Origin of the sequence: Lentibacter sp., from assembly GCF_029254145.1 — a bacterium.
Lineage (GTDB): Bacteria > Pseudomonadota > Alphaproteobacteria > Rhodobacterales > Rhodobacteraceae > Lentibacter.
Map to the genome: position 1 here is coordinate 75076 of NZ_JAQWYD010000070.1, position 10370 is coordinate 85445.

Sequence of the window (10370 nt, forward strand, 5' to 3'; positions counted from 1 at the left end):
GCGCCAGCAGACTCAGATGACTAGATGTGGCCATTTCGGGGCGCTCTCTTTTTCAGTGTCATTTATGTGGAACGCTTGGGTCTTTCGCTTGATGTGGTCCGGCGTACTTTCGAAAAGCAACAAGGCTCGCTTCAGGCAAACTAAAAACAAACGAGAGGGTCCCAAAGCGCTCTTGAGCAAGCTGGCCAAGCTCCCCCATAATGTGCTCATCGTGTTCGGGAGGGCTTCAATGAATATCGACAAAAAGATCACTGATGATCTGGTAGCCAATGACATTTCGTTTGTGACAACTGTGCCGTGCAAGCAGTTGGCAGGGGTGATTGATGAGATAGAAAATCATGACCAGATTTTTCATATTCCGTCCAATAAAGAAGACGAGGGCATGGGGCTCTGTGCGGGTGCCTGGATGGGCGGTAAGCGCCCCGCTATTATCATGCAAAATACAGCGATCGGTGTGACGATCAACACACTGGCAACCCTCATCCAGTATTACCGGATGCCACTTCCGATGCTGATCAGCTATCGCGGCGAGCTGCGTGAGCCTGTTGCCTGCCAAGTTGAAATGGCCGTACACACCAAAGCACTTCTCGCTCAGATGAATATCCCGACCTATCACTTCCATAAACAATCAGATGTCGAAGAACTCGACATGATCTTGAAATACACCTTCATGTGCAACAAACCCGTGGCCATCCTGACCGATGCCAACTTCTGGGGAGGCTATGGCGACCAATGATCCGTTCTGAAATCCTGAAAGAAATCGCCCCGATCCTGCGTGACCAGCTGGTTGTCTGTAACATCGGTATCCCAAGCCAAGAGTTACATGCAATCGATGATCAACCGACCAACTTTTACATGCTTGGCACGATGGGTTTGGCCTCAAGCATTGGTCTTGGCCTCGCTCTTGCGCAACCCAAGCCTGTAATCGTGATCGACGGTGATGGTTCCATCCTCACCAACATGGGAACTTTGCCGACCATCGCCAACAATGTTGCCAACAACTATATCCTGATGATCATCGACAACGGCTCTTATGGCTCCACCGGCGATCAACCGACCTATACAGGCAAGAAAACCTCGCTCGCCAAAGTGGCCGAGGCCTGCGGCTGCGAGCGCGTGATCGAATGCCGCGATGTAGACGCAGGCCGCGTACTGCAAGAGGCACTGGACGGTGGCGAAATGACGGTGATGGTCGTGAAATGCGACAGCGGCAACGCCAAGATGCCGGTGATTACAATGGACCCAGTCATAATCCGCGACCGTTTTATGAAAGCCGTCGCGGCAGAGTAGAGTAGGGGCGGCGGGGCTTATCCCTCGCCGCCTTGCCGCCAAAAGAGAGACTCGATTGTGTAAACTAAAATCGCCATGCCCACGGCCCCGCCTGCGGCCACTGCAAGCAGAACGATCGCATCAATCGGGCCGCCAATATCGGCAAAGCCCGATCGTGTCATGCCCTGAACAAACAGCACAGCGGCAATCGCTCCGAAAGGCATCGAAAGCTGGGCCCAGAGAAATTTTTTCCAGCTTACAGCGCGGTCACGGATCAGCACAAAGAGATAGAGCGCCGTCACGATCAGTGCCGCGGCTACCATGGCCCAGAACAGCCCGCGTCCGAAGATTTCTTCAAAGACGGCAATCAGCGTAGTAAACGTAAGATCTTGCATAGCGTTCTCCTCAAGCCTTGCCGCGCAGCATGGCGTTATATGTGGCTTTCAAGGCAACTTCTTTCATCAGCCAGCTGATCCAAAGTTCTTCAAGCGGGGCGATAATACCGGGAAAGCTGGGCGTTAGGTTGTTGTTGTAATCAAACTCGACGAGCATCGCGCGCCCCACTTGGGTGATCAGAGGGCAGGAGGTATAGCCGTTGTAGGCCGCATCTGTCGTGTCGCCCGCAATCTGCGCGACAAGGTGTTCCTCAACCACAGGCACTTGCCATTTCACGCTGGCAGCCGTCTTGCCCTTGGGCACGCCCGCCACATCGCCAAGCGCGAAAACCTCTGGGTAGCGCAGGTGGCGCAGACTGGCCTTGTCCACTTCCATCCAGCCCTCGCCAACCCACTTATCCGCCCAGCTCAGACCCGACTGGCGCACCACGTCAGGTGCGCGCTGGGGTGGAATGATGTGGATGTAATCATAGTCACGCTCCACAGAGCCTTTGGGCGTATCAAACCGGGCACGCTTTGAGCCCGCATCAATACCTGTTAAAACATGAGAATAGTCAAGGGTGATCTCTCTGTCGCCAAACAACATCCGAACCTTCTCGGAGACAATAGGTACGCCAAACAAGCTGTTGTTGTTGGCCATGTAGTGGACGTCCATCTTGCCACGCGAGCCAGCCTTTCGGGCCAGATCGTCAATTAGGAAGGTGTGCTTTAGAGGAGCGCCCGCACACTTCATCTCGGTGGCTGGGCGCGTAAAAAGTCCGACGCCGCCGTTTTCCGTGAATTTTGAGGCTGCCTGCCAAGTTTTTGCAGCATAATCAGGCCCTGCATAGAGTGCGCCAATGCCGTCTTGGCCCACCATATCCAAACTAAACCCTTCGATTGCGTCGTGATCAAGAGAAAGTCCTGTTGCAACGATCAGATAATCATAGCTGAGCACTTCGCCCCCAGCGAGCGCGACTTTACGAGCCTCGGGGTCAATATTGGCGGCCCAATCCTGTTTCAATGTTACATCCGAAGGCAGCCAGTCTGTTGTTTGGCTCACAGAGTAGCGGGTCGGTTTGAGCCCTGCTGCAATCAACGAGAACCCCGGCTGATACCAATGTTCGCGGCGCCCATCGACAAGCGTGATAGCGGCTCCGTCAAGCCGCTCGATCAAACGGTTTGCAAGTGCCGCTCCGGCTGCACCAGCGCCAAGAATGAGTATGTTTGCATTGGTTTTTACCTGTCGTGGGGCTGCCTTACCTGCGCCCGCCAACCCAAATGCGCCAGCGCCCAAAGCCAAGCCCAAAAAGCCCCGCCGTGATGGCGTGCCAAACGTATCCGTCATAAGTATCCCTCCACTTTACATCGAGACAATGGAATGTGTTTGCATGGGATGCGTTGATATAGGTCAAGAATATGGTTGCGGAGCGTGCGCTTTGATCTGCTTTCTCGATGCAAACCAGCTTCAGTTTAGAATGAGTGCCGCTTTGTCCGGCAAATGATCTATCTTGTCAAAACGAGTCAGCCTGAAGTTGAACCCCTTATTTATAAGATTTATTGCCGTGCTCCCAGCAAGCTTTTGGATGGTTGTTTCTGGCGTTTGATCAGCACGATCTGACGGGAATGCCTCATCCAATCATGGGGTGAGGATGCAATGTTTTTTGCACTTTGGTTGTCTTTGCTGAAATCGGCTGTGGTGAGATTGTAGAGCTCGCACTATGCTTAGGCCAATTGTCTGCCAGAATACGGAACTACCTGATGATTCTTACCCGCTCCGCCGTTGCTTTATGTGCTGTTCTTTCGCTTGCTTCTTGTGGCGTGACCTACACCCCTCAGACTGTGAGCACAAAAGACACGCCGTTGGATGTAACCGTGGTGTCAATGTCCCCATCGAGTATCGAAGTTGCTAACCGATCAAGTTATACGCCGCGTGCTTTGCCCGCAGAGTTTTTTGCGACCGCAGGCATGAACGGTACGGTGAGAGGATTTGGTGCATTTCCAGAGGCACCATCTGTTCCCAACTTGAGCCCCCCTGCGGAAATGGCCCTGCGCTTGCCACCTGAGGTGCAGACCTTGTCCTATAAAATTGGGATCGGCGATGTTGTGATACTTGCTACGCGGGCCGCAGGAAATTCTGTTGAACAGCTTACGGGACTGCTGGCAGCCCAAAGCCAACGTCAGGGATATACGGTCCGAGACGATGGAGCGATTGCAATCCCTGAAGTGGGTGCCGTTGCAATCGCAGGCCTGACTGTCGAAGAGGCTGAAGATCAGGTGTTCCAGCGTTTGGTTCAAAACCAGCTCGACTCAGAATTCAGTCTTGAGGTTGCCGAGTTCAATTCAAAACGCGTTAGTATTGGCGGTGCCGTGCGCAACGCTATTATTGCGCCCATCACACTTTCTGCGCTTCGCCTCGACCAGGCAATAACGGCTGCGGGCGGTATTACGCTTGAGAACAACGATTATGGTGTCATTCGTATCTATCGTGACGGGACTTTGTATCAAATTCCTCTTGAGAATTATTTTTTAGATCAAAATTTGCAGAAAGTGACATTGACGGATGGCGATAGCGTTTACGTTGACACTGCATATGACCTTACGCGAGCCCAAGCCTATTATGAGCAAGAGATCAACGCGATGGATCTTCGGCAACGCGCACGCAGCAATGCGCTGAGCGAGCTGGAAACAGAAATTAGGTTGCGCCGTTCTGAACTTTCGGAGCGCCGGGACACTTTCAACGCAAGATTGGCGGCCAATGCCGTGCTACGTGATAGTGTTTTTCTTGTAGGTGAAGTCGCCAAACAGACACTTGTCCCACTTCCCTTCGAGCGAGATGCAACCCTATCAGAAATCTTGTTTGAAACGGGCGGTTTTTCGACAACAACAGGCAACCCAGCACAAATCTATGTTTTGCGCCCAGGGGATGACGATCAGGTCACTGCTTATCATCTTGATGCCACCAACATTGTAAATTTGACGATGGCGTCACGGATGCAAATGCGTCCTAATGATATTATTTTCGTCAAAGCACAACCGATCACAACATGGGGCCGAGCGTTGCAGCAAGCATTGCCCATTTTGCTCAGTTCTGGGGCCAACTCTATCTAATAAGATCTTTCCCTTGGGCCGCTTAACTTGAAATATCTGAGACTGGGTTTATCGTATCAGGTATTATTTTATTGATTCTTATTTGGTCGAGAAACTTCGTTATGTTAGTTGAACGCCTTCTGGTACTACCGCGCCATACGAAGCGCATGTTGATATTCACTATGGATATGCTGCTGATTGGCATTTGTCTCTTCGCAGCGTTTGCCCTTAGATATGGTGTGCTGTTTCCAGTATCTATTTTGCTAGATAACTGGATCCAGTTTGTCTCCATGAGTGTCGTCGGTTCCGTCGTGATAAATACGATGCGTTTGCCACGAATAAAACTTCACGCCATGGAAAACGGAGTGATTTTGCGACTAGGGGCGACAGCTGTCATCCTGTCTTTGTCTGCGATGTCGGTTGATCTTCAATCTTGAAGGCCCGCGGTCTGTGCCTTTAATTTTTGGCGCGCTCTTTTTCTTGACTGCTGTGCTTGCACGGATTGGCGCATTGCATCTTCTGATAAGTCTGAGTGGGAAAGGCGGTTCGCGCGTCCCTGTTGCGATTTATGGTGCCGGGTCTGCGGGTATTCAGCTCGCAGCCGCGCTGCGCCAATCTCGTGAGGCTCGCCCCGTATTCTTCATTGACGATAACCCCAATCTTAGAGGCCTACTTGTCAATGGACTGCAGGTTCACGAACCGAATTGTCTGGAGAAACGCATCAAGAGACATCAGATTGAGCGTGTCTTGTTGGCGATGCCATCGATTGATCAAAGCCAGCGTGCTGCGATTGTAAAGCGTTTGGCGAAGCTGTCGGTTGAAGTGATGGTGCTGCCATCTTACGTCGATATTATGGCAAACGGCGGCTTTGAAAGTGCCCTGCGTCCAGTCACTCCAGACGAGCTTCTAGGGCGCGAGAAAGTCGCGCTAGATACACCTGAGATAGCGAAGGCTTATGCTGGTCGCACAGTTATGGTGACAGGGGCAGGGGGGTCAATCGGGTCCGAACTCTGCAGACAGCTGTTGAATTGCAAGCCTGCGAAGGTCGTGCTCTTTGAGCAGAGCGAGTTCGCACTCTATGCTATCGATCGAGAATTGCGCGCCTTGACGGCGCACTTGCCACAGGCTCTTGATATTGTGACCCGTCTTGGGTCTGTGACTGACCGAAACCGAGTTCAGTCAGTCGTACGCGAAGAGGGCGTCGAAATCATCCTGCACGCAGCTGCTTACAAGCATGTTCCATTGGTGGAAGAAAATGAGCTCGAGGGCGCGCGTAACAATGTGATTGGGACACAGACCGTCGCCGAGGTCGCCTTTGAAGAGAAGATTGAGCGGTTCATTCTGATCTCTACAGACAAGGCCGTGCGCCCCACCAACATCATGGGAGCCACGAAGCGCATGGCTGAGCTGGTGGTGCAAGACTTTCAAACCCGAAGCACATCAACAAAGTTTGCGATGGTGCGGTTTGGGAATGTCTTGGGCTCGTCAGGGCCGGTGCTGCCGTTGTTTGAGAGCCAGATCCGGGCTGGCGGACCAATTACAGTGACGCATGAAGAAGTGACACACTTCTTTATGACAATACCCGAAGCGAGCCGGTTGGTGCTTCTTGCAGGTGCCTATGCCAAGGGTGGCGACTTGTTTGTTCTCAATATGGGTAAACCACAAAAAATTATCGATATTGCGCACCGAATGATCAATCTATCGGGACGTTCTGTGTTTGATCCACAAACAGGCGTCGGTGATATCGAGGTGAAAGTCATCGGTTTGCGCCCTGGTGAAAAGCTCTATGAAGAGCTGTTGATTGATGGAGATAGCCTAGTTGCAACGCCACATCCGAAGATAATGAGGGCAGAAGAAGCACATCTCTCTCAGATCGAGATCGCTTCGATGATGCGTGAAGTGAGTGTGGCTATTGATCGGTCTGACAGCGATCATCTGCGTGCGTTGATCCAATCGAGAGTTGAAGGCTATCACCATCAAACTTTAGATGAACGCCACGCCTAACCTGCGGGATATGTGTAAATAAAAGAAAGTCCCTATGCACGTTGGTGTACAGGGACTTTCTTGTTTGATCGAGATGAATGGGCAGGCTTGTGGCCTCACGCTTCTTCTACGCGTCGTAATATCCCCCGCCATAGCTGGAGTATGCGCCATATGACTCGCCGTATCCGTACTTTTTCATACCCTTTGGATCAACTTGGGAGAGGACAAGGCCGCTCGGAACTAGGTTGACTGCCGCAAGCTCACGTAGGCCAGCGAGAACTTGGGTTTTGGTCGTGCTGTCCCATCTGACCGTGTACATGATCGCGTCGCAATGTTGTCCGATCACGCGTGCATCAGGGACAACAAGAACAGGGGGCGTATCAATGACTATGTAATCGTAGCCTTTACGGACTTCTTTTAGGAACGTGGAGAACCTGACTGATGAGAATATATCTGCGGCGTTGATATGTGAGGTTTGCCCCATCAATACATCCGCACCGATGCGCGCGCTCTTAACGATCGCTTCATCCAAAGACACCTCTCCAGAAACAACCGAGAGAAGGCCATTCTCGCCAGCCTCACCTTTGAAATATTCGTCAAGTGTGCGGCGGCGAATGTCACCCTCGATGAGGAGAACTTTCTTCCCCATACCAGAGAGGTTCTGCACCAAAGAGATTGCTTGAGTGGTTTTGCCCTCTCCTGGGATGGTCGAAGTGGACATAATAACCTGTGGCGGGGTGTCGACGTTTGACAGCAAGATCGAGGTGCGCATGTTGCGGACGGCCTCAACCGCTGGGGACGTTGGTTTGTCCTGGAGGTATTGAATCAAGTCGTTGCGCGCGGCCACTGGGAACATCGGAATCTGCCCGATAACTTGTAAGCCCGTTGTTGACTGAAGCTCTTCTGCGTTGCGGAACCCGTTGGCTCTCATTTCGCGAAGGAGCACAACGCCTGCGCCCATCATGCAGCCGAGGATCAACGAAAGAGCGGCGATCATGCTGGTGCGAGGGGATATCTTTTTGCCAATAATAGCTGTCGAAAGAACGCGCGCGTCAGGTTGTTGGATACCTTGCTGGATTGTCGTTTCTTTCAGACGGGTGAGAAAGGTCTCATAAAGTACCGACGTGGTGTCGATCTCGCGTTGCATGCGTTGAAGCTCCGCAAGCATGGTGGCTTGCTTATCTACACGAAGCTCCATAGCCTCTACAGTCTCAACGATGGTCGATACTTGCGTGAGTGCACGTTCGACATCTTTTTGGGTTCGGCCAACAAGTAAATCCACGCGTGCTTTGAAAGCACTGTCTTCTTTGAGCAGAGAGTCCCGCGAGCCTTGGCTGGACAGGCGACGCAATGTTGGGTCCTGAGTGAAGTCAAGGATAGCATCGATGTTGCCTGAGGCGACAACCGCGTTCATCTCAGCAAATCGAGCTTGCGCGCGGCTGGCATCAGTCTGCTCCCCAATGAGCCGTTCGCGTAGCTCGCGCACTTGCTGGTTCAAGGCCTGTAGGCCATCGGGATTGATATAGTCGGCCTCTGCGGTTTGGTTCTTCAATTCATCGTCGCGCGTTTGGAGTTCGGCCTCCAGTTCGATCACACGCGCAGACAGCCAAGTGACGGCGTCTTCAAGGGTCTCGAATTTCACACGGATTTGATCATCGAGGTAAAGCTGCGCAAGCGCGTTTGCGATATCGCGTGATTTGGTAGCGCTTTGCGTGGTGACTGAAATTGCAATGATGAATGTCGAACGCTGCACAGACGTGGAGATCGCACTGAACAAGTTTTCGACGATCTCATTGGTGACTTCTTGATCGGTGTAGGTTCGCACTGGCCTGTCCAAGAGGCCGTCCAATGAGAGCTTGGAGGGCGGACGGATGGTCGGATTGAATTCAGGGTCATTCTTAAGATTGAGTACTGCAGAGAGTCGCTCTAGCAGGTCACGTGACTTAAGCACCGCTGTTTCCGTGTTCAGTGAGTCACTATCTGATGATACTCCTGACATGACAGCTTCGATGTCAATAATTGAACTGCCACTCTCCTTAATGGCGAGTGTCGTTGAGGCGGTGTAAGTTGGTACAGCGACGAGCTTTGCGTACGCGATGCCAATGAAGGTTGCCAAGATTGCAAAAAACAATATCTGAGCCTTGCCACGCCAGAGCGTGCCAATCAGCGCCCCTAAGTCAATCTCATCGTCAAACTTACTTCCCTGATCTACCACGCGACAGCCTTTCGTGTTCGTTTGCAGCGTCTTAACGCTACACTCTCCGCTGCTTGTATCAGTCTAGCGGAAAACTTCAATTGCTGGAGTCACTTAAGCCCCTAAAACCCTAGTAATGTGATTGTACAAATTGCACATCTGCCCCGTTGATGACGGCGGCAGTTAGGCGTCCGGTCGCATAGGCGCCGGTATCGATGCTGATGCGGCCGCTTTCCACTATGGGTTGATCGACAATTGTGTGGCCATGGATAACCCAGTGCCCGTCATAGCGGGGCTGTTTTTTAAACAGTGAGTGGCCCCAGATCAGAGGCTTTTCTCTCTGTTCTTCGATCGGCCTCGCAGGATCGGCGCCAGCATGGATAGCATATAGATTTCCAACTTTTGCGTGGAGTGGCCGCTCGGCTAGCCAGTTGATGACTTTGTCACCCATGGCAAGCGCCAAAGCATCACGCATTTTTGTAAGCTCTGTTTGAGATCCTGTAACTCCGTAGCTCGCTACAGTTTGTAGCCCGCCGTTGCGCAACCAACGGCCACCGCGTTCTTCTGGCTCCGCTAGAAAATCAAGACACATGCGCTCATGGTTCCCCATCAAACATGTGACTTCGGGCATTCCCATAAGTAGCTCTATAACTTGCCGGCTCTCCTCGCCGCGATCAATATAATCGCCTACGAAGAGCAGCGTTATGTCTGGGTGGTTGTCTCTCAGTTTATCGATGAGTTTGCCAGTGAGTGTGGCGCATCCATGAACGTCTCCGACAACCCCAATGAGTGTTGGTACGGTAAGAGGGGAGGCGTGGGCGATGATGATGTCGTCATCGATCTTGCGAAATCGCTTAAAAATCTTTCCAAGCATGGGAGCTAGGTCTTTCAAAAGTTTACAGTCTTAGGTGCAAAGCGACAGCTGCCTACAATATGAAATAGGTGTGTAACGGTATTTAGGATTTTTGCAACAACGGTTCAGGCTGACCGTTTGCCTCACATAATTTCTTGTGGGATGAATCAGGGCAGCGCTGTTCTTGGATGGTTGTGAGGAAGTGGAGCACTAAATACGCCTTCTGCAGCTCGTGCGACAGGGCATTCAACGCATTCTAGGCCAGCAAAAGAACGGGCCCTGTGAGTAGAACTCACAGGGCATAGTTATAGCAAGAGGACTCAGAGGTATACATGCGTGATTTCAGAACTGCTCAGTCATGTAGTTGAGCTGCTTTAAACGCGTGTATGCTCGGGTGCTATTAAAGCATGCCTTCGCGCTGAGCTTTTTTGCGAGCAAGTTTACGCTGACGGCTGATTGCTTCTTTTTTCTCGCGAGCTTTACGCACGGATGGCTTTTCGAAATGCTCTTTGAGTCTCATCTCACGAAACACGCCCTCGCGCTGTAGTTTTTTCTTAAGCGCACGTAGAGCTTGATCGACATTGTTGTCGCGAACACTGACTTCCAT

At 51.8% G+C, this 10370-nt stretch carries 10 protein-coding genes; 5 read left to right on the forward strand and 5 right to left on the reverse strand.

Going from position 1 to position 10370, the window contains the following annotated elements:
• Window positions 1-229 precede the first annotated feature (229 nt).
• Window positions 230-736 carry a sulfopyruvate decarboxylase subunit alpha gene (comD, locus tag P8O11_RS08500; RefSeq protein WP_089891706.1) on the forward strand — a complete coding sequence of 169 codons (507 nt, stop codon included), beginning with the start codon at window positions 230-232 and terminating at the stop codon, window positions 734-736.
• Entirely contained in the window at window positions 733-1290 is a 558-nt protein-coding gene (comE, locus tag P8O11_RS08505; RefSeq protein WP_300293672.1) for a sulfopyruvate decarboxylase subunit beta, read from the forward strand. Before comD ends, comE begins: the two co-directional genes overlap by 4 nt.
• A 17-nt stretch (window positions 1291-1307) precedes the next feature.
• Here comE and P8O11_RS08510 read toward each other — a convergent pair whose 3' ends face one another.
• Window positions 1308-1664: a DUF5368 domain-containing protein gene (locus P8O11_RS08510; protein ID WP_300293674.1), complete on the reverse strand. Its 357-nt coding sequence runs from the start codon at window positions 1662-1664 to the stop codon at window positions 1308-1310.
• 10 nt (window positions 1665-1674) lie between these two features.
• Window positions 1675-2991 carry an FAD/NAD(P)-binding oxidoreductase gene (locus P8O11_RS08515; protein WP_300293676.1) on the reverse strand — a complete coding sequence of 439 codons (1317 nt, stop codon included), beginning with the start codon at window positions 2989-2991 and terminating at the stop codon, window positions 1675-1677.
• Window positions 2992-3314: 323 nt separating this feature from the next.
• Between P8O11_RS08515 and P8O11_RS08520 the strand changes: the two genes are divergently transcribed.
• The 3 genes from P8O11_RS08520 to P8O11_RS08530 all read left to right on the forward strand — a co-directional run bounded on the left by P8O11_RS08520 (window position 3315) and on the right by P8O11_RS08530 (window position 6737).
• The gene (locus tag P8O11_RS08520) at window positions 3315-4754 is read left to right on the forward strand and encodes a polysaccharide biosynthesis/export family protein (protein WP_300293678.1); all 1440 of its coding nucleotides are present in this window, start codon (window positions 3315-3317) and stop codon (window positions 4752-4754) included.
• Window positions 4755-4900: 146 nt separating this feature from the next.
• Complete coding sequence (locus tag P8O11_RS08525; RefSeq protein WP_300293679.1) at window positions 4901-5170, forward strand: hypothetical protein; 270 nt, start codon at window positions 4901-4903, stop codon at window positions 5168-5170.
• Window positions 5171-5489: 319 nt separating this feature from the next.
• Window positions 5490-6737 carry a UDP-N-acetylglucosamine 4,6-dehydratase family protein gene (locus P8O11_RS08530; RefSeq protein WP_300293684.1) on the forward strand — a complete coding sequence of 416 codons (1248 nt, stop codon included), beginning with the start codon at window positions 5490-5492 and terminating at the stop codon, window positions 6735-6737.
• A gap of 106 nt (window positions 6738-6843) precedes the next feature.
• On the opposite strand, the gene P8O11_RS08535 is transcribed toward P8O11_RS08530, so the two are convergent.
• The 3 genes from P8O11_RS08535 to rpsU all read right to left on the reverse strand — a co-directional run bounded on the left by P8O11_RS08535 (window position 6844) and on the right by rpsU (window position 10370).
• Window positions 6844-8931 carry a polysaccharide biosynthesis tyrosine autokinase gene (locus P8O11_RS08535; RefSeq protein WP_300293680.1) on the reverse strand — a complete coding sequence of 696 codons (2088 nt, stop codon included), beginning with the start codon at window positions 8929-8931 and terminating at the stop codon, window positions 6844-6846.
• A 109-nt stretch (window positions 8932-9040) separates the two neighbouring features.
• Window positions 9041-9784, reverse strand: a complete 744-nt coding sequence (locus tag P8O11_RS08540; RefSeq protein WP_300293681.1) for a metallophosphoesterase family protein — start codon at window positions 9782-9784, stop codon at window positions 9041-9043.
• 379 nt (window positions 9785-10163) lie between these two features.
• Window positions 10164-10370 carry a 30S ribosomal protein S21 gene (rpsU, locus tag P8O11_RS08545; RefSeq protein ID WP_089894445.1) on the reverse strand — a complete coding sequence of 69 codons (207 nt, stop codon included), beginning with the start codon at window positions 10368-10370 and terminating at the stop codon, window positions 10164-10166.

Excerpts from the sequence above, each read along its gene's own strand:
- comD (WP_089891706.1), top strand. The coding sequence starts at position 230 with ATGAATATCGACAAAAAGATCACTGATGATCTGGTAGCCAATGACATT.
- comE (WP_300293672.1), top strand. The coding sequence starts at position 733 with ATGATCCGTTCTGAAATCCTGAAAGAAATCGCCCCGATCCTGCGTGAC.
- P8O11_RS08510 (WP_300293674.1), bottom strand. The coding sequence starts at position 1,664 with ATGCAAGATCTTACGTTTACTACGCTGATTGCCGTCTTTGAAGAAATC.
- P8O11_RS08515 (WP_300293676.1), bottom strand. The coding sequence starts at position 2,991 with ATGACGGATACGTTTGGCACGCCATCACGGCGGGGCTTTTTGGGCTTG.
- P8O11_RS08525 (WP_300293679.1), top strand. The coding sequence starts at position 4,901 with ATGTTGATATTCACTATGGATATGCTGCTGATTGGCATTTGTCTCTTC.
- P8O11_RS08530 (WP_300293684.1), top strand. The coding sequence starts at position 5,490 with ATGCCATCGATTGATCAAAGCCAGCGTGCTGCGATTGTAAAGCGTTTG.
- P8O11_RS08540 (WP_300293681.1), bottom strand. The coding sequence starts at position 9,784 with ATGCTTGGAAAGATTTTTAAGCGATTTCGCAAGATCGATGACGACATC.
- rpsU (WP_089894445.1), bottom strand. The coding sequence starts at position 10,370 with ATGGAAGTCAGTGTTCGCGACAACAATGTCGATCAAGCTCTACGTGCG.